General features: G+C 72.6%; 18 protein-coding genes. 9 read left to right on the forward strand and 9 right to left on the reverse strand.

The window, feature by feature from the left end:
- Nucleotides 1-95: 95 nt before the first annotated feature.
- Genes AB0K00_RS55920 through AB0K00_RS55930 form a run of 3 tightly spaced genes read left to right on the forward strand, consistent with a single transcriptional unit; the run spans nucleotide 96 to nucleotide 6,447 of the window.
- On the forward strand, nucleotides 96-1,739 hold the full coding sequence (locus AB0K00_RS55920; protein WP_363539539.1) for a transglutaminase domain-containing protein: 1,644 nt from the start codon (nucleotides 96-98) through the stop codon (nucleotides 1,737-1,739).
- A complete protein-coding gene (locus tag AB0K00_RS55925; RefSeq protein WP_363539541.1) occupies nucleotides 1,736-6,157 on the forward strand; it encodes an FtsK/SpoIIIE domain-containing protein in 4,422 nt (1,473 codons plus the stop codon). Before AB0K00_RS55920 ends, AB0K00_RS55925 begins: the two co-directional genes overlap by 4 nt.
- A gap of 20 nt (nucleotides 6,158-6,177) precedes the next feature.
- A complete protein-coding gene (locus tag AB0K00_RS55930; protein ID WP_363539543.1) occupies nucleotides 6,178-6,447 on the forward strand; it encodes a hypothetical protein in 270 nt (89 codons plus the stop codon).
- 49 nt (nucleotides 6,448-6,496) lie between these two features.
- Here AB0K00_RS55930 and AB0K00_RS55935 read toward each other — a convergent pair whose 3' ends face one another.
- The 7 genes from AB0K00_RS55935 to AB0K00_RS55965 all read right to left on the reverse strand — a co-directional run bounded on the left by AB0K00_RS55935 (nucleotide 6,497) and on the right by AB0K00_RS55965 (nucleotide 15,286).
- Complete coding sequence (locus AB0K00_RS55935; RefSeq protein ID WP_363539545.1) at nucleotides 6,497-7,402, reverse strand: calcium-binding protein; 906 nt, start codon at nucleotides 7,400-7,402, stop codon at nucleotides 6,497-6,499.
- A gap of 75 nt (nucleotides 7,403-7,477) precedes the next feature.
- Nucleotides 7,478-8,347 carry an amidohydrolase family protein gene (locus tag AB0K00_RS55940; protein ID WP_363539547.1) on the reverse strand — a complete coding sequence of 290 codons (870 nt, stop codon included), beginning with the start codon at nucleotides 8,345-8,347 and terminating at the stop codon, nucleotides 7,478-7,480.
- 143 nt (nucleotides 8,348-8,490) lie between these two features.
- Entirely contained in the window at nucleotides 8,491-10,371 is a 1,881-nt protein-coding gene (locus AB0K00_RS55945; RefSeq protein WP_363539549.1) for an RICIN domain-containing protein, read from the reverse strand.
- 182 nt (nucleotides 10,372-10,553) lie between these two features.
- On the reverse strand, nucleotides 10,554-11,663 hold the full coding sequence (locus AB0K00_RS55950; RefSeq protein ID WP_363539551.1) for an ABC transporter permease: 1,110 nt from the start codon (nucleotides 11,661-11,663) through the stop codon (nucleotides 10,554-10,556).
- A complete protein-coding gene (locus AB0K00_RS55955) occupies nucleotides 11,653-12,660 on the reverse strand; it encodes a sugar ABC transporter substrate-binding protein (RefSeq protein WP_363539553.1) in 1,008 nt (335 codons plus the stop codon). Before AB0K00_RS55955 ends, AB0K00_RS55950 begins: the two co-directional genes overlap by 11 nt.
- A gap of 71 nt (nucleotides 12,661-12,731) precedes the next feature.
- Nucleotides 12,732-13,745: an ABC transporter permease gene (locus AB0K00_RS55960; protein ID WP_363539555.1), complete on the reverse strand. Its 1,014-nt coding sequence runs from the start codon at nucleotides 13,743-13,745 to the stop codon at nucleotides 12,732-12,734.
- Nucleotides 13,742-15,286 carry a sugar ABC transporter ATP-binding protein gene (locus AB0K00_RS55965; RefSeq protein ID WP_363539557.1) on the reverse strand — a complete coding sequence of 515 codons (1,545 nt, stop codon included), beginning with the start codon at nucleotides 15,284-15,286 and terminating at the stop codon, nucleotides 13,742-13,744. Before AB0K00_RS55965 ends, AB0K00_RS55960 begins: the two co-directional genes overlap by 4 nt.
- A gap of 316 nt (nucleotides 15,287-15,602) precedes the next feature.
- Here AB0K00_RS55965 and AB0K00_RS55970 point away from each other — a divergent pair, with 316 nt between their 5' ends.
- From AB0K00_RS55970 to AB0K00_RS55995, 6 genes are read left to right on the forward strand one after another with little or no spacing between them, the layout of a single operon-like run.
- Nucleotides 15,603-17,135, forward strand: a complete 1,533-nt coding sequence (locus AB0K00_RS55970; protein WP_363539559.1) for an altronate dehydratase family protein — start codon at nucleotides 15,603-15,605, stop codon at nucleotides 17,133-17,135.
- A gap of 52 nt (nucleotides 17,136-17,187) precedes the next feature.
- Nucleotides 17,188-17,949: an SDR family oxidoreductase gene (locus tag AB0K00_RS55975; protein ID WP_363539561.1), complete on the forward strand. Its 762-nt coding sequence runs from the start codon at nucleotides 17,188-17,190 to the stop codon at nucleotides 17,947-17,949.
- Nucleotides 17,946-18,719 (forward strand): SDR family oxidoreductase, encoded by a 774-nt coding sequence (locus AB0K00_RS55980; RefSeq protein WP_363539563.1) that lies wholly within the window; start codon nucleotides 17,946-17,948, stop codon nucleotides 18,717-18,719. Before AB0K00_RS55975 ends, AB0K00_RS55980 begins: the two co-directional genes overlap by 4 nt.
- A complete protein-coding gene (locus AB0K00_RS55985) occupies nucleotides 18,716-20,089 on the forward strand; it encodes an FAD-linked oxidase C-terminal domain-containing protein (RefSeq protein WP_363539565.1) in 1,374 nt (457 codons plus the stop codon). Before AB0K00_RS55980 ends, AB0K00_RS55985 begins: the two co-directional genes overlap by 4 nt.
- Entirely contained in the window at nucleotides 20,086-21,162 is a 1,077-nt protein-coding gene (locus tag AB0K00_RS55990; protein ID WP_363539567.1) for a (Fe-S)-binding protein, read from the forward strand. Before AB0K00_RS55985 ends, AB0K00_RS55990 begins: the two co-directional genes overlap by 4 nt.
- A complete protein-coding gene (locus tag AB0K00_RS55995; RefSeq protein WP_363539569.1) occupies nucleotides 21,159-22,148 on the forward strand; it encodes a LysR substrate-binding domain-containing protein in 990 nt (329 codons plus the stop codon). The genes AB0K00_RS55990 and AB0K00_RS55995 overlap by 4 nt, the downstream gene beginning before the upstream one ends.
- Before the next feature lie 16 nt (nucleotides 22,149-22,164).
- Here the strand turns inward: AB0K00_RS55995 and AB0K00_RS56000 are convergent, their stop codons facing one another.
- Complete coding sequence (locus tag AB0K00_RS56000; protein ID WP_363539571.1) at nucleotides 22,165-24,783, reverse strand: ATP-binding protein; 2,619 nt, start codon at nucleotides 24,781-24,783, stop codon at nucleotides 22,165-22,167.
- A 74-nt stretch (nucleotides 24,784-24,857) separates the two neighbouring features.
- A partial coding sequence (locus AB0K00_RS56005) for a potassium-transporting ATPase subunit C (protein ID WP_363539573.1) occupies nucleotides 24,858-25,583 on the reverse strand: 726 nt, incomplete at its 5' end.

The raw sequence follows: 25,583 nt of genomic DNA on the forward strand, positions 1-25,583 counted from the left end.
TCGCCGACGAGACGACCCCGAGGTCGCGGGCCACCGCCCGCAGCGACAGGTTGGCCCCGTCGGTGGCCAGGTGCTGCCGGGCGATCGTCTTGATCATGCGCGACCACGTGGTGCCGCCGTTCGACATCGGCGCCTACGCCAGCCCCCTCGTCGGGTTCCGCAAGTACACCCGCGACGCCAACCAGCTGTGGGACCAGCCGCTGTTCACCGTCACCGGCCTGCCCGACGGGGCACCCGTGCGGATCGCGCTGCTCGACGACTACGACGGATCCGTGTGGGGCGCGGCCGGCGGCGCCGGCGCCACCCGCACCGACGGCGGCTACCAGCGCGTCGGCACCACCTTCGGACCGGCCGGCGGCACCACCGTGCGGGTCACGATCGCCCCCGCCTACGCGGCCGCGACCGACCTCAACCCGTGGCTGCCGGGCGCCGGGACCGCCGGGTCGATCGAGTTCGCCGGCGCCCGCCGGGCCGCGCTCGCCGAGAGCCTCCGGGTGAACCTCGCCGCGTCCACCGGCCTCGTGACCGCCCGGCTCGCGGCCGGCGACAGCTACACCGTGCGGACCACCGTCGCGACCGTCACCCTGCCCGAGGACGCCGCCCCGGCCGGGCGGCCCGCCCTCACCGAGAACGCGCAGGCGCTGCTGTCCAGCAAGGTCGCCACCTGGACCCGCGGCGCCACCGGCGGGACCGCGCAGCTGAAGGCCGTCGCGGCCTACCTGCGGGCCAACGGCGCCTACACCGACGGCGGCCCGGGGGAGGGCCAGTACCTGCCCGGGCACAGCCTCGGCCGGCTCGCCGCCTTCTTCAGCGAGCTCCGCCCGGCCGGCAACGACGAGCAGTACGCGGCCGCGTACGCCCTCATCGCCAACTACCTGGGGCTGCCGGCCCGGGTCGTGCTCGGTGCCACCCCCGGCGCCGGCGGGGTCGTGCGGGGCAGCGACGTGCACGCGTGGGTCGAGGTGCACGTCGCCGGCGGCTGGGCGACCGTGCCGCAGACCGAGTTCATGCCGGACGTGTCGAAGAAGCCCGAGCAGCAGCCACCGCAGGCCGCGGAGAACACCGACGCGATCGTCGTGCCGCCGCCGAACGCGGCCCGCCAGCCGACGTCCACCACCGACACCAGCCGCACCGACCCGCGCACCACCGGCGGGGAGAAGCGCAAGGCACCGTGGTGGGAACGCTGGTGGCGCACGATCGCGCCGGTCGTCACCTACGGCGGGCCGCCGCTGCTCGCCGTCCTGCTCGCCGCCGGCGCGGTCATCGGGGTCAAGGCGCGGCGCCGGTACCGCCGGCGCACCCGCGGCCCGGTCACCGGCCGGTACGCGGGCGGCTGGCGGGAGCTCGTCGACGCGGCCCGCGACCTCGGCGCCGACGTCCCGGCCGGCGGCACCCGGCAGGAGGAGGCGGTCCTGCTCGCCGGTCGCGGCCTCGGCCGGGTCGGCCCGGCGGTCCCGCCAGCGGGTCAGCCCGACGTCGACCTCGGGCGGCTCGCCACGGCCGTCGACGCCGCCGTGTACGGCGCCGGCGAACCGGCCGCGGCGCAGGCGGCCGAGTTCTGGCGCGACGTCGACGCGGCCCGCCGGCTGCTCACCCGCTCCGGCGGCCGGTGGCGGCGGTGGCGGGCCGCGCTGAGCCCGCGGTCGCTGCGCCCCCGCCGTCGCCGCCGTCGCCGCCGGCGGGCCGGCGCCCCCGCACTGCCCGTTCGCACCGCCGTCGCGTCCGGAGGGACCCGTTGAAGCTCAAGTTCACGCTGCGCCGGCAGGGCGCACCCGACGTCGACCTGCTCGCCACCGTCGACGCCGGCGCCACCGTCGGCGACCTCGCCGGGCACCTGCTGCGCGCCGACCCGCGCCGGCACGGCGCCGCCCCGCCGACCGCCCGGGACATGCCGACGCTGCGCCTGGCCGGACCCCGCGACCGGACCCTCGACCCGGCGCTGAAGCTCGCCGAAAGCGGCCTGCAGTCCGGGATGACCGCGGCCGTCACGCTGACCCCGGACACGTACGACACCCGCCGCGGCGACACGGTCGCGGTCGTCAACGTCACCGCCGGCCCCGACACCGGAGCTGAGTTCGTCCTGCAGTCCCGGACCACCGTCATCGGCCGCGACCGCGCCTGCGAGGTGCGCCTCACCGACCCGATGGTGTCGCGGCAGCACGCCCGGCTCACCGTCGGCGGCAGCGCCGAGATCGTCGACCTCGGCTCCGCCAACGGCCTCGAGTTCGGCGGCGAACAGGTCACCCGGGCGTCGCTGCGCTCCGGCGACACGATCCGCATCGGCGACACCGACCTGACCGTGCGGATCTCCAGCGGCGCGCCGGTCGACCGGGACGCCGCCGCCGAGGGGTTCATCCGCTCGCCGCGGCTCGCCCCGCACTACGAGGGCACCACCCGGCCCGCCCCGGAGCCGCCGCAACGGCCGACCCCGGCGCGGCTGCCGCTGGTCGCGCTCGCGATGCCGATGCTGCTCGGCGCGATCCTGTACTCCATCACCAAGTCGACGACGTCACTCATCTTCGTGGCGCTCAGCCCGCTGATGATGGTCGGATACAGCGTCGAGGCGACCCTGGCCGGCCGCTCGTCGTTCAAGAAGGCGCTGCGGGTCTTCCGCGACGACCTCGAGGCCCTCGACGTCGAGGCGACCGCGGCCGCCGCCGAGGAGGTCGCCGCCCGCCACCACGAACACCCGTCGCTCGCCGACTGCGTCGAGGCGGTCAGGCTCGGCACCCCGCTGCTGTGGACCCGCCGCCCCGGCGAACCCGGCTTCGCCGAACTGCGGCTCGGCACCGGCCGGCAGCCCGCCCGCAACCGCATCGAGCTGCCGTCGAACCGGCACGCACCACGGGACCTGACGGCCGACCTCACCGCGCTCGTCGCCCGGCACGACACCGTCGACGGGGCGCCGATCGTGGCCCGCCCGGCCGAGCACGGCGCCATCGGGGTCGCCGGGCCGCGGGATCCGCTGCTGGCCGCCGCCCGGGCCCTCGTCGTGCAGGCCGCCGCCCTGCACTCCCCGGCGGAGCTGGTGCTGGGCGCGTTCGCGTCCTCGGCGACCGCGCCGCACTGGGAATGGCTCAAGTGGCTGCCGCACACCACGTCGGCGCACAGCCCGCTGCCGGCGCGGCACCTCGCGTCCGGGCCGGAGAGCGGGATCGCGCTCGCCTCCGCCCTCGAGGAGCTCCTCGCCGCCCGGCAGGGCAAGACCGCTGCGGCGCTGCCGGTGGTGCTGGTGGTCGTCGAGGACGACGCCCCCGTGGAGCGCAGCCGCCTGGTCGAGCTCGCCGAACACGGCGCCGCGCACGGCATCCATGTGCTGTGGCTGGCCGGCGACACCACCCGGCTGCCCGCCTCCTGCCGCACCTACGTGGAGCTGAGCCCGTCCGGCGGCGCCGCGTTCGCCGGGTTCGCCCACGACGGGGAACGCGTCGACCCGCTGCAGGTCCAGTACGTCGACCCGGCCACCGCGGCCGAACTGGCCCGCCGGCTCGCCCCGCTCGTCGACGTCGGCGCCCGCCTCGACGACGACACCGACCTGCCCCGCGCGGTGCCACTGCTCGCCGTCACCGAACAGCCGCTGAGCCCCGACCCGGCCGTCGTCATCGAACGCTGGCAGGCGAGCCGGTCGATCGTCACCGGCCCCTACGCGCCGCCGGTGCCGGCGAAACAGGCCGGCACGCTGCGCGCCGTCATCGGCCGGTCCGCGCTCGGCGCGCACGCCCTCGACCTGCGCTCCGACGGGCCGCACGCGCTCGTCGGCGGCACCACCGGATCCGGCAAGAGCGAGCTGCTGCAGTCGTGGATCCTCGCCATGGCCGCCGCGCACAGCCCGCAGCGGCTCACCTTCCTGCTCATCGACTACAAGGGCGGGTCGGCGTTCAAGGACCTCGCCGACCTGCCGCACAAGGTCGGTCTCGTCACCGACCTCGACCCGCACGAGGTCCGCCGCGCGCACGTGTCCCTCGCCGCCGAGCTGCGCCGCAGGGAGAAGCTCTTCGCCCTGCACAGCGCCAAGGACCTGGTCGAACTGGAGAAGAAAGGCATCACCGACGCGCCGCCGAGCCTCGTCATCGTCGTGGACGAGTTCGCCGCGCTCGTCACCGAACTGCCCGAGTTCGTCGACGGCATGATCAACGTGGCACAGCGAGGGCGGTCGCTGGGCGTACACCTCATCCTCGCGACGCAACGGCCGGCCGGGGTCATCAAGGACAACCTGCGGGCCAACACGAACCTGCGGCTCGCGCTGCGCACCGCCGACGAGTCCGACAGCGTCGACGTCCTCGGCTCGCCGCAGGCCGCCTACTTCGACTCCGCCGTCCCCGGCCGCGCCGTGTCCAAGACCGGACCCGGCCGGCTCGTGCCGTTCCAGACCGGCTACGCCGGCGGGTGGACCCGCGACGAACCGGACCCGCCGGAGATCCTGGTCGAGGAGCTCGGCTTCGGCGTGCGGACCGGGTGGGAGCTGCCCTCCTCGGACGAACAGCCCGCCGACCTCGGCCGCACCGACATCCAGCGGCTCGTCGCGGCCCTGGAAGGGGCCCGGGTGCAGGCCCGTATCGCCCGGCCGGACCAGCCGTGGCTGCCGCCGCTCGGCGACCTGTACGACCTCGCCGACCCGACCCGGGTGCCGGTGTCGCGCAGCGACCGCGAACTCGTCTTCGGCATCCAGGACGACCCGGACGAACAGGCCCAGCCGCCGGTCGCGTTCCGCCCCGACACCCACGGTAACCTCGCCGTCTACGGCACCGGCGGATCCGGTAAGAGCACCCTGCTGCGCACCATCGCGGTTGCGGCCGGCTCCACGTCGGTGCGCGGCGGCCCCTGCCACGTCTACGGCCTCGACTTCGGCGCCCGCGGCCTGGACATGCTCGAACCGCTCCCGCACGTCGGCAGCATCCTCGGTGCCACCGAACACGAACGCATCGCCCGGCTGCTCAACGAGCTCAGCCGGCTCATCGCCGAACGCGCCGAACGGTTCGCCAAGGCCGGCGCCGGCACCATCACCGACTACCGCGCCGCCCCGCTCGGCCGCCCGGCCGAGGCCCGGATCCTGCTGCTCGTCGACGGCGTCGCGGCGTTCCGGCAGGCGTACGAGACCGGCGAACGGGCCCGGCTCTTCGACACGTTCTGCGCGATCGCCGTCGACGGCCGGCCGGTCGGCATCCACGTCGTGCTCACCGCCGACCGCCCCGCGTCGGTGCCGTCGGTCCTGTCCTCCGCCGTGCAGACCAGGGTGGTGCTGCGGATGGCCGACCCCAACGAGTACCACGGCATGAACCTCCCCGCCGACGTCCTCAAGCCCGGCTCACCACCCGGCCGGGGGCTGCTCGGCGGCGCGTCGGCGGCGTCCGCGGCGGAGCTGCAGGTCGCGATCCTCGGCGCGCGGTCGGACGTCGGCAGCCAGGCCGCGAACCTGCGCGAGTTCGCCCGCGCCCTCACCCACGCCGGCGTCCAGCCCGCCCCGGCCGTCGCCGAGGTGCCCAAGCTGGTGCCGCTGGACCTGCTCCCACCCACCGTCGCGGACCTGCCGGTGCTCGGCGTCGCCGCGGCCAGTATGCAACCGCAGCCGTTCGCCCCCGAAGGGGTGTTCCTCGTCATCGGCGCGCCCCAGTCCGGCCGCACCGCCGGCCTGCGCGCCCTGGCGACCGCGCTGCGCCGGTGGGACCCGGCGATCCGGCTGCACTGCCTCAGCGCCCAGCGGCGGTCCAGGCTCGCCGCCGCGCCGATCTGGACCGACCGGGCGGCCGGCGCCGACGAGGTCAACCGGCTCGCCAAGCAGCTCACCGACGACCTGCTCGGCGGCGCCGGGCAACGGGCGGCGGTGTTCCTGGAGAACGTCGTCGAGCTCGCCGGGATGGCCGAGGCCCCGCTGAGCGACCTGCTGAAGGTCTGCCGCGACGAGGGCGTGTTCGTCGTGGCCGAGGGCGAGTCCTCGGCGCTGACGTCCAGCTACGGCATCCTCGGCCAGGTCCGCGCCGGCCGCTACGGCCTGGCCTTCGCCCCCGACATGAACGACGGCGACCGTTTCCGCACGCCGTTCCCGGCCCGGCTCAACCGGGCCGACTTCCCACCCGGACGGGCGCTGTTCGTCCGGGGCGGCACGACCGCGGTCGTGCAGGTCGGCTTCGTCACCGAACCCGCCGACGCAACCCAGTAGGAAACAATGAGAGGAGCACCATGTCCGGCTTGACAGGGATGGACATCTCGGCCGTCCGCACACTCGCCAACCAGCTCAACGCGAAGGCGGACGAGATCGAGACCATCGCGAGCGCCCTCACCGGCCAGCTCGACGGCACCCAGTGGCTGGGTTCGGACGCCGACGGCTTCCGCAACGACTGGCTCAACACCCACCGCACCCAGCTGCAGAACGTCGCCGGCGCGCTGCGCGACGCGTCGACCCGCGCGTCGAACAACGCCAACCAGCAGGAGCAGGCGTCCGCCTCGTAACCCGCGCGGCGTCCCGGCCGGCGGCATGGTGGCCGCCGGCCGGCACGGGTCACGGGCAGTTGGTCAGGACCTCGACGTCGCAGGTGGTGTCGACGCCGAGGCCGCCGTCGCCGGTGTCGGTGCCGCCGCCCCCGACGAGGTCGTCCACGCCGTCACTGCCGTACAGCACGTCGACGCCGGCGCCGCCGTCGAGGGTGTCGTCGCCGTCGTCCCCGTAGAGCCGGTCGTCGCCGTCGTCGCCGGCGATCCCGTCGTTTCCGTCGAGGCCGAACAGGCGGTCGTCGCCGCCGCCCCCGTCGATGAAGTCGCCGCCGTCGTTGCCGTAGATGCTGTCGTCGCCGAGCTGGCCGTAGAGGTTGTCCCCGCCCGCGTCGCCGTTGATGCTGTCGTCGCCGGCCTCGCCGAAGAGCGTGTCGCTGCCCGCGCCGCCGTGCAGGTAGTCGCCGCCACCACCGCCGTAGATCACGTCGTCGCCGCCGTCGGCAGCGGTGACGACGAGGTCGTCGCCGTAGACGTCGTCCTCGTTGCCGCCGCCGGTGATGGTGTCGTTGCCCAGGCCACCCTCGGCGTAGCCGAACGTGCCGTTGCCGAGGTCGATCGTGTCGTCGCCGTCGCCGCCGCGCACCTCGTCCCGACCGGCGCCGGCGACCACGGTGTCGGCACCCTCGTTCGCGCAGATGATGTCGTCGCCCGAGTCTGTCGTGATGGTGTCGTCGCCGGGCCCGCCCCAGGCCCACACGTTGGTGCCGGTGGTGTTGAGGTACGTGTCGTTGCCGTTCGTGCCGAGGAAGATGTCGAACCCCATCGCCTGCGCCGTCGACATGCTGATGCCGAGGCAGACCGGGTCGGCGGGGATCGCGTGCGCCGGCGGCGCCGCCACGAACGTGCCCGCGATGACCGCGAGCACCGACCCGAGAGCGAGCGTGGCGCGGCCTGATCGAGTGCGTGGTGCCATGAGAACCTCCTGAGGTCGGCAATCCGCGCTCCATGCTGGGAGGCCGACCTTCGGGATTCCTTCGGCAGTCCTGCGCTACCCCCGGTCGGCGCCGATGCCGTAGAAGCGCGCCGCATTGCCGCCGAAGACCTGCTCGAGCTCGCCCGGGCTCAGCGCGGGCAGGGCGGCGGTGAGGCCCGCCAGGACCGCCTCGTAGGAGCCGGCGAGCAGGCAGACGGGCCAGTCGGAGCCGAACAGGAGGCGCTGCGGCGTGAACCAGTCCACGACGCGGCCGACGAACGGGCGCAGGTCCTGCGGCGTCCACGAGGCCCAGTCGGCCTCCGTGACCATCCCGGACACCTTGACCGACACGTTCGGCTCGGCGGCGAGCGCCGGCATGCCCAGCGTCCAGAGGTCGTCCCGGCCCGCGGCGATGCGCGGCTTCGCGATGTGGTCGAGCACGAACGGCAGCCCCGGCAGGCGCCGGACCGTGTCGGTCGCCGCGAGGATCTCCCGGGCCCGGATCAGCAGGTCGTAGGTGAGCCCCCGGTGCTGCACGGCGGCCAGGCCGCGGCGTACGTCGTCGCGCCGCAGCCAGTCCGGGTCCGGTTCGTCGTGGACCTGATGGCGGACGCCGACCAGCAGGTGGCCGCCCGGCCCGTCGAGCAGCTCGTCGAGCGTGTCGCCGACCGACGGCGCGGTCAGGTCGACCCAGCCCACCACGCCACGCACGACGTCGGTGGCCGCCGCGAGCTGCAGGAACTCGCGGGTCTCCGCGACGCTGGACAGCGTCTGGACGAGGATCGTGGCGTCGACGCGCGCGGCGCGCAGGCTGGGCAGGAGGTCGTCGGGTCCGAACGCGCGGCGGACGGGATCCATGGCGTCGCCGGCCATCCAGGGATAGGTGTACCGGGCGGGGTCCCAGAAGTGCTGGTGCGCGTCGACGCGGATCGCCGGGCCGTTCACGGTGCCTCCTCACGAGAGCGTCGGGATGTCATCGGTCCTCGACCGGCCGCAGCAGCGTATGCCGCCGCGGCCGGTCGAGGTGCGCTGTTCGGTGCGTCGCTGTCTGGCGTTGCCGTCTGGCGTCGCCTGTCTGGCGTCGCTTTCTAGACGAGCAGGTCGAACTGCTCCCAGAGGCCGACGGCGGTGCGGTTGGCGATCAGCGGTTGCGTGCCGGCCGACTCCGCGGCCACGATCCGGCCGTTGACGCGGGCGCGGAAGCTGATGCTGCCGTCGGGGTTGTAGATGAGGTCGAACTTCTGGGCCGTGCCGAGGGTCGGGCTGTCGGCGATCAGCGACGACGCGCCGCCGTTGGGTGCGCTGACGTAGTTGCCGTTGGCCTGCGCGCGCAGGCTCACGCTGCCGTCGGTGTTGTCGATGAAGTCGAACCGTTCCCAAGGGTCGACGGCCGGCCGGTTGGCGATCAGCGGTTGCGTGCCGGCCGACTCCGCGGCCACGATCCCGCCGTTCACGGCGGCGCGCAGGCCGACCGGCGAGCCGAAGAGCCGCCACTTCTGGTTGTTGCCGCCGCCGCAGGCCCAGAGCCGCACGTTCTGGGCGTTGGCCGGGTCGGCGTCCAGGCACAGGCGGGAGTCGACGCCGCGGATGGTCCCGTCGGAGAAGAAGTTCCACTTCTGATTGGCGTTGCCGAGACAGTCATGGATGACGACCCGGGTGCCGTTGGTCTTGCCGAAGCCGAACGCGTCCAGGCATTTCGCGTTGCCGTAGACGGTGATCGACCCGTTCGCCTGTCTGGTCCATCGCTGGTTGGTGGCGTTCAGGCAGCCCCGGACCTGGACCTGCAGGTCGTTGGTCTGCGACGAGTTGGGCACGTCGAGACACGTGTTGGTGCCGACGTTGCGCAGCTCGGTCGTGGCCGTGCCGCGCCCGCCCCACGCGTACTTGAGGCGGTCCACGGCGGTGGGGTTGGGGGTCCACAGCGGCAGGTTGTTGGAGCTGCCGTCGAACCCGCTGGCGAGGCGCAGGATGTTGAGCGTGTCATGGTCCGGGGTCGTGGTCCTGCCGCCGATGACGTGGCACCAGATCGCGCCCAGGTGGTTGTTGCGGGCGACGTCGGTGAGGGCCCGCAGGTATGCGACCTCCTTGTCGGTCGTGCCGCTGGGGGTGGCGTTGAAGTCGACGCCGGTGTCCGCCGACGCGCCGAACTCCTCGATGACGGTGCGCGCGGTGCAGTTGCCCATGAGGGTGGTGATGTCGGTGACCCACTGGTCGTAGGTCCGCGCGCCGTACGGGAAGGCGTAGCGGTGCATGCCGAGGTAGACCCCGTTGAAGCGGGCGTCGTTGCACAGCGGCCGCAGGTCACTGCCCCAGCCACCGCCGTCGAGCTGGGCGCCCTCGATGAACAGCCGGTTGCTGGCGATGCCGGCGGCGTTCATCCGGCCGATCCAGGTGGCGGCGAAGTTCAGCCACTGGGTGGTGTTGAAGCCGATGGGCTCGTTGATCGGGTCGAAGTAGACCAGCGGGTTGGCCAGGTACCTGGCGGCCAGGGTGTCCCACATCTGGTTGAACGTGGCCAGGAAACCGGCGGGGACCATGTTGGTGCCGTCCTGCGACCAGTAGCACAGGATGACCTTGAAGCCGCGGGCGGTGGCGGCGTCGATGACGCCGTTGTAGGAGGTCCAGGACGTGGTGGCGGGGTTGATCGGCAGTCGGACGGTGTTGGCGCCCAGGTTGCTCTGGAACGCGGCGAACATGGCGTCGGCCTTGCTCCTGGTGGTGTTGTAGTCGTCGTTCGGCGACAGCCCCTGCAGCACGAGCCGGTCGGGGCTGAAGTTGTCGCCGAGGCGGGACCAGTGCACGCCGCGGAACTGGCTGGAGTCGAAGCCGACGGCGGCCTCGGCCGTGGACGGGCCGGTCACCAGGACGAGCGTGGCCGAGGCCAGCGCGGTCACGGCGGCCAGCGCGAGCGAGAGGAGGCGGCGTCTGAGGCGGGCGGCGGCACTGGCGGGTGCCGGGATACGGGCCATGGTGTTTCCTTTCCAGCCCCGCAGGCGATGACCGCCAGGCGGGAATCGGATGGGCGGTAACGTGGCATTGACCAGCCAGAAATGAACCTAGCGACGCTTCGGTGGATGCGTCGATCGTGTCTTTCGGAACGCGCCAATCCGTATGGCGAATCGACTTAGGAAATGTCGACCGTCGATGTTTGCTATGCCCGGGCGGATCGCCGCCGCAGCCACCGCGGGAATCCGTACGCGGCGGCTGCCAGAAAGATGAACGAGCCGGTGACGATCTGCTGGTCGAAACTCTGCAATCCGAGCAGGCTCATCCCATTGGACAGGAATCCCAGGAACAGCACGCCGATCCCGGTGCGCAGCAGGCTGCCCCGCCCGCCGGAAAGGCCGGTGCCGCCCAGGACCACGGCGCCGACGATGTTGAGCAGCAGCGGGCTGCCCATGCTCGCACCCGCCCCGGCCAGCCCCGAGGTCAGCACCACACCGGCGATCGCCGAGAAGAGGCCGGCGACCGCGTAGACACTCGTCCTCGTGCGGACCACATTGACGCCGCTGATTCGGGCGACCTCGACGTTGGCGCCCACGTGCACGACGCGCCGGCCCCAGGCGGTGCGGGTCAGCACGACCTGCGCGACGACGTACAGCCCGACGGCCAGCCACACGGCGTAGGGGACCCCACCGGGACCTTCGATGCTGAAGCGGATGAACCCCGTGGGCACCGGCGCGATCGTCCGGCCGTGGCTGAGCAGCGTGGTGCCGCCGCTCACGACGTACAGCGCGGCGAGGGTCACGGCGAACGGCACGACATTGACCTTCGCGACGACGACCCCGACCAGCAGCCCGATCACGACCCCGGTGCACAGCGCCGCGGCGATGCCGGCCGCCAGGTTGCCGCTGCTGGTGATGATCCACGCGCCGGCGACCCCGCTGGCGCCGATCACGCTTCCGGTCGACAGGTCGATCCCGCCGGTCAGGATCACGAACGTCGCCCCGATCGCCGCGATGGCGACGACCGCCGACTGGCTCAGCACGTTGATCAGGTTCGACGACGTCAGCAGGCCGTCGGTCATGACGCTGAGCACGGCGATCAGCAGGATCAGCGCGGGCAGCATCGCGAGGTCGGCGAGCCAGCCGACGTGACGGGTCCGGTCGCGCAGCCCGGCCAGGCGGCCGGGCCGGGCGTCCCCGGCGCCGGCGGCGGCTCCGGGGACCGCGGCGTTCGGGGCGGCTCCGGGGACCGCGGCGTTCGGGGCGGTGGAGGGCTCCGCGGCGGAGCCCTCCACCCGATGTGGATCAGGACGCACAGCCCCACACCTGCGCGCTGGTCGTGGCGAAGTTGGCCTGGTTCAGGGTCAGGCCCTTGGCCTGGACCGTCTTGGACGCGACCGGCTGGCCGCCGAGCGTCGTGGTGATCGCGGCGATCGCCTGCTTGCCGAACTCGTCGACGGGCGTGGCGATGTCGGCGTCCAGCGTCTTGGCCTGCATGGCCTTGCAGCCGTTCTGGTCGCCGTCGATGGTCACCATGAAGACGTGCTTGGGGTCGCCGATCGGCGCGAGCTTGTTCGCCGCGGTCAGCGCCGACTGCACCGACGGCAGGAGGAAGTCCGACGGGACGTAGATCGAGTTGATCGTCGGGTCCTTCTGCAGCGCGTTCGAGGTGCCGTCGAGGGCCTGCGTCGGGTTCCAGTCGGTGGGGACCTGGCTGGCGATGGTGATGTTGGGCTGCCCGGCGAGCGCGGCGTTGAACCCGTCGCGCCGGCCGATCGCGTTCTGGTCGGTCAGCCCGCCCACCAGCTCCAGCACCTTCAGCGGCGTCGTCTTGGCCGCGGCGAGGAACTCGGCCGCGGCCGCCTTGCCGTCGGCCACCGGGTCGCCGGTGATCTGGAAGGTGACGCTCTGCTGGTCCGCGACCGCACGGTCGATCGCGAGGAACGGGACCTTGTGGGCCTTGGCCAGGCTGGCCGAGGAGGCGATCTGCTGGCCGTCCTGCGCGATGACGATCACCGCGTCGACCTTCTTCGTCTGGATCAGGTCCTGGATCTGCGAGGCCTGCTTCTGGGCGTCCTGGTCGGCGACGGCGAAGACGACGGAGTACCCGGCGGCGTCGGCGGCCTTCTGGATCGATGACTTCTCCGCCTGGCGGATCGCGTTCAACAGGTCGAAGCTCACGCCGATCGTGCGTTTCTTGCCGGCCGTGGCGGAGTCCGAGCCCGATCCGTCCGAGCCCGAACCGCATGCGGTGAGCGCCAGTGACGCGGCGGCGACCAGGGCCAGACAACGTGCAACACCGAACGGTTTCACGGTAGTTCCCTTCGATTGCTTCTTGGGGGGTGTGCCAGCACGCCGACGTCGCGTCGACGTGAGGGTTGACGTCAGGCCGTCGTGGCGTCCGCCGGCGACGGGCGGCGCCGGCCGGTCAGTCGCAGTGCCCGGGCGAGGTGTCGCCACCGCGCCGCGGCGGCCAGGACCGCGGCGAGCAGCACGCCGCCGCGGACGATGTCGAAGACGTAGGGTGAGGCGCCCGAGAAGACCAGGCCGGTCTGCACGGTGGTGAGGATCAGGGCGCCCAGCACGGTGCCGCCGATGCTGCCCCGCCCGCCGAACAGGCTCGTCCCGCCCAGGACCACCGCGGTGATCACGGTCAGCTCGAACCCCTGGCCGATCGACGGCTGGACGGCGCCGAGCCGGGCGGTCTGGGTGAGGGAGGCGACGGCGGCGAGCACGCCGGCCAGCGCGTAGGCGCCCACGAGCACCCGGCGGACCGGCAGGCCGGCGTTGACCGCGGCGTCGGGGTTGGAACCCACCGCCTGGACGTACCGGCCGAACGTCGTGCGGCGGAACACGAAGGCCCCGGCGAGCGCCACGGCGGTGGCGATCAGGACCGGCGTCGGCACGCCGAGGAGGTTTCCGGTGCCGATGCCCCGCAGGTTCGCGGGCAGGTCGATGTTCTGCTGGCCGGTGATGTGGCCACCGGCGCCGCGGAACACCTGCATCGTGGCCAGCGTGACGATGAGCGCGGGCACCCGGGTGAGGGCGACCGCGAGACCGTTGAGCAGCCCCATGAGCAGCCCCGCCACGCAGATGGCGGCGAAGACCACGGCCGTCGGACCGCCGACGAGGGCCCGGCTGGACTCGATCGCCGCCGCGAGGAACAGCATCGACCCGACGGACAGGTCGATCCCGGCCGTCATGATCACGTAGGTCATGCCGACCGCCGCGATGATCAGCGGGCTCGCCTGAACGGCGATGTTGCGCACGTTCGCGACGGTGGCGAAGCCCGGGTACGACGCCGCCAGCGCGAGCAACAGGACCACCAGCACCGGCAGCAACGGCTCACGCCGGACGGCCGCGCGCAGCCGTCCGAGCACGCCGGGCGCCGGGCTCACCGGGCACCGCCGGTCGCGAGCCGGATCACGGTCTCCTGGGTGGCCTGCGATCTGTCCAGGACACCGGCGAGGCGGCCGTCGTGCATGACCCCGACCCGGTGGCTGAGCCCGAGCACCTCCTCCATCTCCGAGCTGATGAGCAGCATCGACGAGCCGGCGCGGGCGAGGTCCACGAGCAGCCGGTAGATCTCCGCCTTCGCCCCCACGTCGATACCGCGCGTCGGCTCGTCGAGGATGATCAGGCGGGGGCGCTTCACCAGCCACTTGCCGAGGACCACCTTCTGCTGGTTGCCGCCGCTGAGCGAGCCGCCGTCGATGCTCAAGCCGCTGCGGGCGACCAGGTGCACCCGGCCCGCCAGTTCCTCGGTCATGCGGCGCTCGCGGCCGTGGTCGAGCCAGCCGGTCCGGCGGGACCGGCAGACCGAGTCGAGATCGACGATGGACAGGCTCTCCCGGATGGGCCGGTCCAGGAACAGCCCTTCGTGCCGCCGGTCCTCGGTGACGAACGCCATGCCGGCCTCGATGCAGGCGCGGACGTTGCCGCGGCGCAACGGCCGCCCGCCCACCTCGATCCGGCCGGCCTGGCCGGCCAGGCCGAAAATCGCCCGGGCCACCTCGGTGCGCCCCGAGCCCATCAGCCCGGCCAGGCCGAAGATCTCCCCCTCGGCGATGTCGAACGAGACCCCCGAGACCCGTCCGCCGTCGCCCAGGTCGTGCACCGACAGCGCCGTGGCCGTGCGCGGCGACGGCAGGGGCGGATAGCCGCGAGCCAGCTCGCGGCCCACCATCAGCGATTCGAGCGTGGCCCGGTCGAGCTCGCCCGTCGGCCGGTCCGCCACGACCCGGCCGTCGCGCATGACCACGACCCGCTGGCTGAGCCTGGCGACCTCCTCGAGGTAGTGCGAGATGTAGAGCACGGCGACGCCGTCGGCGCGCAACTGCTCCACGATGCGCATGATGAGCTCACGCTCGACGAGGTTCAGCGACGCGGTCGGCTCGTCGAACACGATGGCCCGCGGGTCCGCGGCCAGCGCCTTGGCGATCTCGACCAGCTGGCGCTGCCCGGCGGACAGGTCACGCACGATCACGTCCGGGCCGAAGCCGGCGCCGACGCGCTGCAGCACGGGCGCGGCGGCGCGCCGCAGGTGCCCGGGGCGGACCGTCACGCGGCCGGGGGACCGGAGCCGATCGATGAGGATGTTCTCCGCGACGGTCAGGTCCAGGAACAGGCTGGTCTCCTGGTGCACCGTGGCCACACCGGAGTGCTTGGCGCCGCCGACCCCCTCGGCGGCCGGGACGCCGCCGAAGCTCACCTGCCCGGAGTCGGGCCGCAGGGTGCCGCCGATGACGTTCTTGATGGTGGACTTGCCGGCGCCGTTCTCCCCGACCAGCGCGACGACCTCGCCACCGGAAACGGTGAAGGAAACGCCGTCCACGGCGGTGATCCCGCCGAACGACTTCGACACGTTGCCGACCGCGATCGCCGGATGCATCACGGTCGGCCCGCCGTCGTCGCCGGAGCCGCGGCGGTGATCGGACATGCAATGCCTCCAGTGCGATTCTGGGCAGGTGGGGCGTGCAGGAACGACGGGTCTCAGCCGCATCCGCCCTCAATGTGCAGCCGACGTTACAACCGGCGATCATGCTGGTGAAGCGCATGTTTCAGCAGGGCTCGATCCGAAATTCGGATCGACGACCGGGGCATTTCCCTGAACGCATTCGGCGGCCCGACGATTCGCGATACGGATGGTGTCGTTCTGTTACTCACGCTTCGCCGGGAGAAGACCGCCGACCTATCGTCGGTGCCATGACACTCCCGCTGCCCGTCTGGGAATCCGGTCGATTCCACGAGCTTTCATGACGGCAACCGCGCCGACCGACGCGGTGGAGCCGCTGGTGCCGATGGAAGGCACCGACGACGTCGGGCTGGTCGTCAGCGACGTCGGCCGGGGAACACCCATCCGGACCGCCGGCGGCGTGGTCACCGCGCTCGACGACATCCCCGCCGGCCACAAGGTAGCCGTCCGCGCCGTCGCTGCGGGCGCACCGGTGCGCAAGTACGGCGAGGTGATCGGCATCGCCCGCGACGACATCCCGGCCGGTGCCCACGTGCACCTGCACAACCTCGGCGTCGGGTCGCACACGGCCGGCGGCGCGGCCTTCCACGGCGCCGGGCCGGCCTGGCGTTCACCGGCCGCACCGCCGCGCGAGCACTTCATGGGCTACCGCCGTCCCGACGGCCGGGCCGCGACCCGCAACTACATCGCGGTGCTGCCGACCGTCAACTGCTCCGCGACGGTCGCCCGCATGGTCGCGCAGACCGCCAACGCCGCGCACGCCGGCGTCCCGGGGCTGGACGGCGTGATCGCCCTGACGCACGACCTGGGTTGCGGCATGGCCGAGGGCACCACCGGCGACGACATCCTGCGCCGCACGCTGCGCGGGTACGCCGGACACGCGAACATCGTCGCGGTGCTGACGATCAGCCTCGGCTGCGAGGTCAACCAGCCGGAGAACGTCTTCGGCGCGCACGTCGGTGCCGACACCCTCGGCATCCAGGAACTGGGCGGCACCGCGGCCACCGTCAACGCCGCGCTGGAGCGCATCGCGGCCATGGCCGCCGGCGTCGCGGGCCTGCGGCGCGAGCCCATCCCGGTGTCCGAGCTGGTGCTGGGGCTGCAATGCGGGGGCAGCGACGCGTACTCAGGCCTGACCGCCAACCCGACGCTCGGGGTGGCGGCCGACCTGCTGGTCGCGGCCGGCGGCCGGGTCATCCTCGGCGAGACACCCGAGATCTACGGCGCCGAGCACCTGCTGCGCAACCGGGCCGCCACCGAGGAGGTCGGCCGGCGCATCGACGAGCTGATCTTCTGGTGGCAGGGGTACACGGCGCGCAACGGCGCGGCGCTGGACAGCAACCCGTCCAAGGGCAACAAGGCCGGCGGCATCACGACGATCTGGGAGAAGTCGCTGGGTGCGGTCCTCAAGGCCGGCACCAGCCCGCTCAACGACGTCGTCGCCTACGCCGAACCCGTCACCGCCGCCGGGCTGACCTTCATGGACACCCCCGGCTACGACCCGGTGTCGGCGACGGGCATGGTGGCCGGCGGGGCGAACCTGCTGGCGTTCACCACCGGACGCGGCTCGGTGTTCGGGTCCCGTCCCACGCCCTGCCTCAAGATCAGCACCACCTCGCGCCTCTTCGAGCACATGCGCGGCGACATGGACTTCGACGCCGGCCCCGCGCTGTCCCGCGACGACCAGATCCGCTACGGAATCCGGTTGTTCGAGGACCTGGTGGACATGGCATCCGGGACGCCGAGCAAGTCCGAGACACTCGGCTTCGGCACCGAGGAGATCGTGCCGTGGCGGATGGGAGCCGTCGTATGACCGTCCCCGGGCCGCCAGTTCACCGATTCCGCTGCGTACGAGAGGTCAAGTCATGAGATTCAGCGACAAGGTCGCCGTGGTCACCGGCGCCGACGCCGGCATCGGCCGGGCGACCACGACGCGGCTGCTCGCCGAGGGCGCCACCGTGTACGCCATCGACCTGCGGCACACCCAGCCGTGGCAGGACCCGGGCCCGGGGCGGCTGCACCTGCTCGAGCTCGACGTCGCCGACCCCGGCACCCCGGCGCAGCTGGAGGCCCGCCTGCGCGCCGAGACCCGGCAGGTCGACGTGCTGGCCAACGTCGCCGGCATCCTGCACATCGCGCCCTTCCTCGAGGTCACCCGCGGCGACTGGGACCGCGTGCTCGCGGTGAACCTGACCGGCGTGTTCTTCCTGAGCCAGGCCGTCGCCCGCATCATGGTCGAGCAGCAGACCGCCGGACGGATCGTCAACGTCTCGTCGGTGCACGCCGTGGTCTCCGAGCCGAACGCGGCGCCCTACACCGCGACCAAGGGCGGGCTGGAGGCGATGACCCGCACGATGGCCTCCGAGCTCGCGCCGCACGGCATCACCGTCAACTGTGTGCGCCCCGGCGCCACCAGGACCAGGATGAGTGAGCCCATCTACACCGAGCAGATCGTGCGGTCCCTGAAGGCGAAGATCCCGCTGGGGAAGATCGCGCCGCCGGAGTGGATCGCCTCGGCCATCTGCTACCTCGCTTCGGACGAGGCCTGCTACACCACGGGTGCCTGCCTCGACGTCGACGGCGGGTACGCGATGGACGGCTCGCTGCCCGGGACGGCGTACGCATGACCGGATCGGTACGCAGCATCGGCGGGGTTGCCGTGGTCACCGGTGCCGCCTCCGGTATCGGGCGCGCCACCGCCGTGTGGCTGGCCCGCGACGGCTACGAGGTCGCCATGATGGACCTCGACGACGCCGGCCTGACCGAGACCCGCGCCCGGATCCAGGACGTCGGCGGCAAGGCGCACCAGTTCGCGGTGGACCTGTGCGACCCGCTCGCCGTCGGCTCGGTCACCCGGGAGATCGCGGTGACCGTCGGCGCCCCGGAGGTGCTGGTGAACGTGGCCGGCATCGGCGTGGCCGCGACGGTCCTGGAGACCAGCGACGAGGACTGGAGCCGCGTCCTGGCGGTGAACCTCACCGGCCCGTTCCTCACCACACGGGCGACGCTGCCGCTGATGCTCGACCGGGGCACCGGCGTGATCGTCAACATCGCCTCGGTGGGCGGCCTGGTCGGTCTTGCCCGCCGGGCCGCGTACTGCGCCTCCAAGGCCGGCCTGATCGGCCTCACCAAGGCCATCGCCGTCGACCACGCCCGCGACGGCATACGCTGCGTGGCGATCTGCCCCGGCACCGTGGAGACCGAGTGGGTCGGCAAGATCCTGGCGAACGCCGCCGACCCGGCCGCCGCCCGCGAGGCGATGGCGGCGCGGCAGCTCGACGGCCGCATGGGTACACCGGACGAGGTCGCCGCCATGGTCTCCTTCGTCGCCGGTCCGGACGGCCGGTTCATCAACGGCGCGGCCCTCGTCATCGACGGCGGGATGACCGCCGCATGAGTGCGCTCGCCGCCGATCTGGGGCGCATCGCCGGCGCGTCGAACGTGGAGGTGCGCCCGGCGGCGCTCGTGCCCTACCGGACGGACGCCACGTTCGGCTTCTCCGGCACACCGTCCGCCGTCGTCAGGCCGGGCAGCGTCGAGGAGGTGTCACGGATCCTGGCCTGGGCGAACCGGCGCGGCGTCCCCGTCGTGCCGCGCGGCGCGGGAACCAGCCTCGCCGCCGGAGCGGTCCCGATCCACGGCGGCATCGTGCTCGCGCTGACCCGCATGAACCGCATCCTGTCGATCGACCCCGTCGACCTGACCGCCGTCGTGCAGCCCGGCGTCACGACCCAGGACCTGGCCCGCGCCGCCGCCGGGCACGGCCTGCACTACCCACCTGACCCCGGCAGCCAGCGGGTGTCCACGCTCGGCGGCAACGTTGCCACCAACGCCGGCGGCCTGCACGGGCTCAAGTACGGCAACACCGGCGGCTACGTCCTGGGCGTCCAGGCCGTCCTCGCCGACGGCGAGGTCATCCGCGCCGGCGGCCGGCTGCTCAAGGACGTCGCCGGATACGACCTCGTCCGCCTGCTCACCGGCTCGGAGGGCACCCTCGCGGTGCTGACCGAGCTGACCCTCGCGCTGCGCCCGGCGCCGGCGGCGAGCACCACCGCACTGGCGTACTTCACCGATCTGCACACCGCCAGCGACGCCGTGCGTGGCGTCATCGGCGCCGGCATCCTGCCCGCCACCCTCGAGTTCCTCGACGCGAAATGCATCCGGTCCGTCGACGCGTACGCGCACCTGGACCTGGACACGACGGCCGGGGCGATGCTGCTGTTCGGCGACGACGGCAGCGACGCGGAGGTGCGGCGGACCGTGTCGGCGATGGCGGCGGTCATGCGCGAGCACGACGCCACTTCGGTGCAGGTCGCCACCGCGGCGGCGGAGTCCGACGCGCTGCTGGCCGCGCGCCGCTGCGCGCTGCCGGCGCTGGCCAGGCTCGGCGGGGCGACCATGCTGGAGGACGTCGGCGTGCCCCGCTCCCGCCTGCCCGACCTGGTCGACCGCATCGACGCGATCGCGGCACGGCACGAGGTCACGATGGCGACCTTCGGCCACGCCGGCGACGGCAACGCGCACCCGGTCGGCTGCTTCGACCCCGCCGACCCGCAGCAGCGCGCCCGCGTCGCGGCGGCCTTCGACGACATCTTCGCCGCCGCCGTCGAACTGGGCGGCACCATCACCGGCGAGCACGGCGTCGGCGCGGCGAAACTGCCCTACCTCGAGGCGCAGCTCGGCCGGCCGCAGCTCGCGCTGCTGGCCCGGATCAAGCAGGCGTTCGACCCGGTCGGCATCCTCAACCCCGGAAAGCTCGGATCATGACCGCCGGCCGTGTCTTCGACCCGGAGGATCTCGGTACCTGCATCTCCTGCGGGTTCTGCCTGCCCACCTGCCCGACCTACAAGCTGACGGGCGACGAGGCGTCGTCGCCGCGCGGGCGGATCGCGCTCATGCGCGCCGTCGACGACGGCACGGTCGACGTGTTCGACGCCGCCGCCCGCGAGCAGGGCTCGTTCTGCCTCGGCTGCCGCGCGTGCGAGCCCGTGTGCCCCGCGGACGTCCCCTACGGCCGGCTCCTGGAGCAGCTCCGCGACACCCAATGGAAGGGGCGGCGCCGGCCGCTGCGCATCCGGCCGCTGCTCGCCTTCGCCAGCCGCGGCCGGATCATCCGCCTCGTCGGCGCCCTGCGCCGGCACGCCCGGTTCACCGCGCCGGCGGCGCCGCAGGACGACGGCGACACGTTGCTGCTCGGCTGCTTCGAACGGGTCCTGTACCCCGCAGTGAGCCGCGCCGCCGCCAGCACCCTGCCCGGTGTGCGGGTGGCGCGCGAACAGGGCTGCTGCGGCGCGCTGCACGCCCACAACGGCGACCTGGCCCGCGGTGAGCAACTCGCCGCCGACCTCGCCGGCCGGCCCGGGCGGATCGTCTGCACCTCCGGTGGCTGCGCGGCCCACCTCGCCGGGGTCGCCGGCCGCGACCGGGTCGTCGACTACTCCGAGGCACTGCTGGAACGCGGCCTCGCGCCCGGCCCGGTCCTCGTCGACGGCCGCCCGGCCCGCATCGGCCTGCAGGACTCCTGCCACCTGCGCAACGGGCTCGGCGTCAGCGCAACGCCCCGTACGGTGCTCGGCACGCTCGGCGACTACGTCGAGATCCCCGGCGCGGCCGACTGCTGCGGCGCCGCGGGCACGTACGCCATCCTCCGCCGGCGTGACAGCAGGCGGGTGCTGGCCGCGAAACTGGCGGCGCTGGCGGATCTCGACCTAGACTTCCTGGTCGTGGTGAACCCCGGGTGCCAGCGCCAGCTGACGGCAGCGGTTCGTCGCGCGCGGCTGCGCACCAGGGTGGTGCACCTGGCCGAGCTCGTCGCCCTCGCGCAGGCCGAGTACCGATGAGCGAGGAGCCCACCGACGACCTCGACGGGACCGAGCTGACGCCGCGCGACCCCCGCGATGCCATGTCGCTGCAGACCGCCTGGCTGCGCAGCTTCCTCGCGGTGGCGGACAAGGGCGGCTTCGGCGCCGCCACGCTCGCGCTGCACCTGTCGCAGTCGCGGGTCAGCGCCCACATCGCGGCCCTGGAGCACGCCCTCGGCGTGACGCTGTTCGACCGCAAGGCCCGGCCCATCTGCACCACCGCGGCCGGGGAACTGTTCCGCGGCCACGCCATGACCGCGCTGCGGGAGCTGCAACGCGGCATCGACGCGGTCCGCAGCACCCTGGACAACGTCGTCGCCCACGTGACGATCGGCAGCTACCCCAGCGTCAGTTCCACCTACCTGCCGGCGGTGCTGCAGGAGCTGCAGGCCCGACACCCCGGCGTCACCGTCGAACTGCACGAGGGCAACGCCGCGACGCTGGAGGAGATGGTCGCCAGCGGCACCGTCGACCTCGCCTTCCGGCCGCTGCTGCCGAAGATGCGCGAGACCACCCTGTGCCATCGCACGATCTGGCACGAGGACATCGTCGCGGTGATGCGGGAGAACGACCCCCTCGCCGAACGGGCCACGGTCAGCCTCGACGACGTCCTGGCCCGTCCGCTGATCGGCAACCCGGCCGGCACCGAGGAGGAGGGCGGCGGGTTCGACGTCCGCAACACCCTCGGCGAATCCGCCGGCCGCGCGAACATCGCCTACCTGACCGACCAGCCGGCGACGCTGGTCGCGCTGGTGCGCGCCGCGTTCGGCGTCGGCGTCATCAACCGCCTCGCGCTGCAGACCACCAGCACCGAGGGCCTGACCATCCGCACGATCGACTCACCGACCGCGCACCGCAACGTGGCGCTGTTCTGGATGCGCCGGCGCGCCGACAGCGCCGTCGTCAAGGCGTTCCTCGATGCCCAGGAACGGGCCCCGTTGCCGCCGGGCGTCCTCGCGATCTGACCCGCCGACGCGCGGGTCATGCGGTGCCGTCCGTTGGGCCGTGGTGGAACTGGTCGAGGCGTTTGAGCAGTGCGGGGTCGGCTTGTTCGTCGGGGGTGGCTGGGTAGGTGTCGGGTTCGGCGGTGCGGAGGGTGAGGGTCATGGTGAGGCCGCCGCCGGGGGTGTTTTCCGGGTTGAGGTTGCCGCCCATGGCTTCGGCGAGGCCGCGGGAGAGGGCGAGGCCGAGGCCGACGCCGGTGGTGTTGTCGCGGTCGCCGAGACGTTGGAAGGGTTGGAAAACCCTGTCCCGGTCGGCGGTGGGGATGCCGGGGCCGTGGTCGATGATGCGGACCTCGACGAGGCCGGCGTGTTCGCTGACGCTGATGAGGGGTGGTTGTTCGGGTGGGCTGTAGCGTAGGGCGTTGGCCAGGACGTTGACGAGAATGCGTTCGAGCAGGGTGGGGTCGGCGTAGACCTCGGGGAGGTCGTCGGGAACGTTGATCCGCACGGCGGCGGCGATGTCGCCGAGGTCGTCGATGCTGCGGGGGATCGCTTCGGCGACGCTGATGGGTTGTGGGTGCATGCCGAGGGCGCCGGCCTGGAGGCGGCTCATGTCGAGGAGGTTTTCGACGAGGCGGTTGAGTTTGTCGAGGGATTCTTCGGCGGTGGCGAGGAGTTCTTCGCGGTCTTCGGTGGAGAATTCGATGTCGTGGCTGCGGAGGCTGCCGACGGCGGCTTTGGCGGAGGCGAGGGGGGTGCGCAGGTCGTGGCTGACGGCGGACAGCAGTGCGGTGCGGAGTTTGTCGACTTCGGCGAGGGATCCGGCTGCGGCGGCTTGTTCGGAGAGTCGTTGCTGGCGTAGTGCGATGGCGGCGTTGGCGGCGAACGCCTCGATCAGCCGCCGGTCCGACGCCGCCAGGGTCGGGCCGCGCAGGGCGAGGGAGAGGTTGTCGTCGATCGGCACCTCCGTCTGGCCGTCCGAAGGCGACGTGCACGGCGGCTCGCCGACGTTCGCGGCGATCAGCCACGCGCCGGCCTCGCCGCGCGTTGCCGCATCTTCGTCGGTACGGCGCTGCAACAGCGTGACGCTGGTGAGGCCGAACGATTCGCGGACCCGTTCGAGCAGGGCCTGGAGTGGCTGGTCGCCGTGCAGGACGCTGCCGGCGAGCGTGGACAGGGTCTGCGCCTCGGCCCGGGCACTGGCCGCTTCTCTGGTCCGCCGGGCGGCGAGGTCGACGACGGTGGCGACTGCGGTGGCGACGAGGACGAATGCCAGCAGGGCGAACAGGTTCTCCCGTTCGGCGACCGTGAACCGGTGCATCGGTGGCGTGAAGTAGTAGTTGAGGAGCAGGAAGCTGCCGACGGCGGCGAACAGCGCGGGCCACAGCCCGCCGACGAGGGCGACGGCGACGGTCAGCATGAGGAAGGCGAGGATGTCGCTGGGCAGCGAGATGTCCGCCTGGATGGTCTCGAGGCCGACGGTCAGCAGCGGCAGCGCGAGCACGGCGAGCGCGACGCCGGCCAGCCGGCGGCGCAGGGTGAGCCCGCTGGTCGTCGGGCGCCGGAGCCGGCCGCGTCTGGCCTGTTCGTGGGTGACGAGGTGGACGTCGATCGTGCCGGACTCGGCGGTGGTGGTGACGCCGACGCCGGGTGAGAACAGCTGGGCGAGGCGGTGCCGGCGGCTGGCGCCGAGGACGAGTTGGGTGGCGTTGACGCCGCGGGCGAAGTCGAGGAGCGCGGTGGGGATGTCATTGCCGACGACCTGGTGGTAGGTGCCGCCGAGGGTTTCGACGAGGATGCGCTGCCGGGCGAGGTTGGCGGGGTCGGCGCCGGCGAGGCCGTCACCGCGGATGACGTGGACCGCGAGAAGGTCCGCGGCTTTGGTGCGGGCGGCGACGCGGGCGGCTCGGCGGATGAGGGTGTCGCCTTCGGGGCCGCCGGTGAGGGCGACGACGACGCGTTCGCGGGTTTCCCAGGTGGTGTCGATGCCGTGCTGGGCGCGGTAGTGGTCGAGTTGGTCGTCGACTTTGTCGGCGAGCCAGAGCAGGGCGAGTTCGCGGAGGGCGGTGAGGTTGCCGACGCGGAAGTAGTTGCCGAGGGCGGCGTTGACTTTTTCGGCGCGGTAGATGTTGCCGTGTGCCATGCGTCGTCGTAGTGCTTCGGGGGTCATGTCGACGAGTTCGATTTGTTCGGCGCGGCGGACGACGGCGTCGGGGACGGTTTCGCGTTGGGGGACGCCGGTGATTTGTTCGACGACGTCGTTGAGGGATTCGAGGTGTTGGATGTTGACGGTGGTGAGGACGGTGATGCCGGCGTCGAGGAGTTCCTCGATGTCGTGGAATCGTTTGGTGTGCTGCGATCCGGGGATGTTGGTGTGGGCGAGTTCGTCGACGACGACGACCTCCGGGTGGCGGGCGAGGACCGCGTCGAGGTCCATTTCGGTGAAGTCGGCGCCGCGGTAGGTCATGGCCTTGCGGGGGACGACTTCCAGGCCGGACAGCATGGCTTCGGTGAACGGGCGGCCGTGGGTTTCGACGAAGCCGACGACGACGTCGGTGCCGCGTTGCTGGCGGCGGCGGCCTTCTTCGAGCATTTTGTAGGTCTTGCCGACCCCGGGCGCGGCGCCGAGGTAGACCCGCAGTTGTCCGCGCGCCATCGTTGCACCGCACTCTCTCTCCGCCACAGGACGGTGGTGACCGGCCCACCCTTCATGGTGGCGGACCTGAACTGTCAACGACGGACCGGGTGCTCGGCGTCGAGGGCGAGGTTCAGCCGCAGGACGTTGACGCCCCGCGCACCGACGAAGCCGAGCACCCGCCCGGTCGTGTACCTGTCGACCAGTGTCCGCGCCTCCGCTGGGGACATGCCGCGGGCGGTGGCGACCCGGTTCACCTGCAGGCGGGCGTAGGCGACGCTGATGTGTGGGTCGAGCCCGCTGCCGCTGGCGGTGACCGCGTCGGCCGGGACCGCCGGTTGGTCCGGTGCGTCGCCGCGGATCGGTGTGATGACGCCCTTGCTGTAGTCCTCACCCGGTGTTGCGCACTCCACCTTGACACCACTGTAGGTGGCGATGAACGGTTTACGGGGGCACGCCTCGTTGAGGCTCACCGTGCGGGTGACGGTGCCGGTCGCGCCGTCGCGGTGGAACACGGCGAGGACCGCGCCGACACCGTCCGGTGTGCAGTAGGGCCGGGCGCCGTCAACGCCTTCGAGTTCGCCGATGGCTTTGCTGCGGGCGCAGACCTGGGTGAGCAGGCTCTGCTTCCGTCCGCCGTCCGTGTCCACGACGTTCTCCGGGCCGAGGTTGCTCGCTGACGTGGATCTCGGGTCGTATCCGTCGCCGGCGGCGGACGGCCGGGATTGGAAGTACTGCTTGAGTGGGTTGCCGTCGGTGTCGGTGAACGCTTGGCCGATGAGGCGGCTGCCGACGGTCTTGCCGTCCTTGTCGATGAGGGA

It is taken from the genome of Dactylosporangium sp. NPDC049525 (assembly GCF_040676755.1).
Classification (GTDB): domain Bacteria; phylum Actinomycetota; class Actinomycetes; order Mycobacteriales; family Micromonosporaceae; genus Dactylosporangium.

Bases quoted from the DNA above. Each gene is read 5' to 3' on its own strand.
- AB0K00_RS55975 (WP_363539561.1), top strand. From the start codon at position 17,188: ATGAGATTCAGCGACAAGGTCGCCGTGGTCACCGGCGCCGACGCCGGC.
- AB0K00_RS55965 (WP_363539557.1), bottom strand. From the start codon at position 15,286: ATGTCCGATCACCGCCGCGGCTCCGGCGACGACGGCGGGCCGACCGTG.
- AB0K00_RS55920 (WP_363539539.1), top strand. From the start codon at position 96: ATGCGCGACCACGTGGTGCCGCCGTTCGACATCGGCGCCTACGCCAGC.
- AB0K00_RS55945 (WP_363539549.1), bottom strand. From the start codon at position 10,371: ATGGCCCGTATCCCGGCACCCGCCAGTGCCGCCGCCCGCCTCAGACGC.
- AB0K00_RS55930 (WP_363539543.1), top strand. From the start codon at position 6,178: ATGTCCGGCTTGACAGGGATGGACATCTCGGCCGTCCGCACACTCGCC.
- AB0K00_RS56000 (WP_363539571.1), bottom strand. From the start codon at position 24,783: ATGGCGCGCGGACAACTGCGGGTCTACCTCGGCGCCGCGCCCGGGGTC.
- AB0K00_RS55970 (WP_363539559.1), top strand. From the start codon at position 15,603: ATGACGGCAACCGCGCCGACCGACGCGGTGGAGCCGCTGGTGCCGATG.
- AB0K00_RS55980 (WP_363539563.1), top strand. From the start codon at position 17,946: ATGACCGGATCGGTACGCAGCATCGGCGGGGTTGCCGTGGTCACCGGT.
- AB0K00_RS55995 (WP_363539569.1), top strand. From the start codon at position 21,159: ATGAGCGAGGAGCCCACCGACGACCTCGACGGGACCGAGCTGACGCCG.
- AB0K00_RS55990 (WP_363539567.1), top strand. From the start codon at position 20,086: ATGACCGCCGGCCGTGTCTTCGACCCGGAGGATCTCGGTACCTGCATC.
- AB0K00_RS55935 (WP_363539545.1), bottom strand. From the start codon at position 7,402: ATGGCACCACGCACTCGATCAGGCCGCGCCACGCTCGCTCTCGGGTCG.
- AB0K00_RS55985 (WP_363539565.1), top strand. From the start codon at position 18,716: ATGAGTGCGCTCGCCGCCGATCTGGGGCGCATCGCCGGCGCGTCGAAC.